Consider the following 724-nt stretch of genomic DNA (forward strand, 5'->3'; position numbering starts at 1 on the left):
TTCACTGCGAGGGATCCTCACAGTTCAGGAGTCAACCGATGTGGGGGCAGCCCCGATGGCTGGTCGATTGGGCGAGTACTTTTTGCCCCGCCAACAGATTGTTGGCGGGGCTTTGCTGTCGGTGTGAGCTACTTGACGGGGGTTAGTGCGCGGCGTTTGGTGAGCAGCTTGACGTCTTTCGAATTGACGCGGTGTTGGAGCTGAGTGAGGACGGCTTGCTGCGTCTCAGGGGTCCAGAAGATTTGGAGGCGCTCTCGTGCCCGCGTGATGGCCGTGTAGAAGATGCTGTGCGAGAAGTTGTCCTCGTTGGCGTCGGTAATGACGATTTTGACCGAGTCGTATTCGAGGCCCTGTGCTTTGTGGATCGACACCGCGTACGCCACTTGGAAGGGGACAGCCGTGATTAAGGAGTCGTCGTCGCTCGTGTCGAGGTCGTAGACATTGAAACGCACGACTGAGTCTCTGACCCATTCGAGGTCTGTACCGATTACGTCGAAAGCGCTGATCGGGCGATCGACGTCGATATCGAATTGGACGTGGCCACGGAAGCTCTCGATTCCGACAATTTTGCCTTTGAGGTTGTTGTAGATGACGCCTCGGAACCGCTCTCTCTCGTTGAAGAGGATGGGGTCACCGACTTTGTATGTCGATGCACGCCAGGTGACGCTTGGGACTGCCCCCACTTCGGTTGACTTGTGGGGTTGATAGTTTCAGGCCGCGTATG

1 protein-coding gene is annotated in these 724 nt (G+C 56.8%); it reads right to left on the minus strand.

Going from position 1 to position 724, the window contains the following annotated elements; all coding sequences use genetic code 11:
- Positions 1-128: 128 nt before the first annotated feature.
- Positions 129-683, minus strand: coding sequence for an ATP-binding domain-containing protein (locus QM600_RS29465; RefSeq protein ID WP_283265316.1), 555 nt, complete (start codon positions 681-683; stop codon positions 129-131).
- Positions 684-724 lie beyond the last annotated feature (41 nt).

It is taken from the genome of Rhodococcus sp. IEGM 1379 (assembly GCF_030056815.1).
Taxonomy (GTDB): Bacteria; Actinomycetota; Actinomycetes; order Mycobacteriales; family Mycobacteriaceae; genus Rhodococcus_F.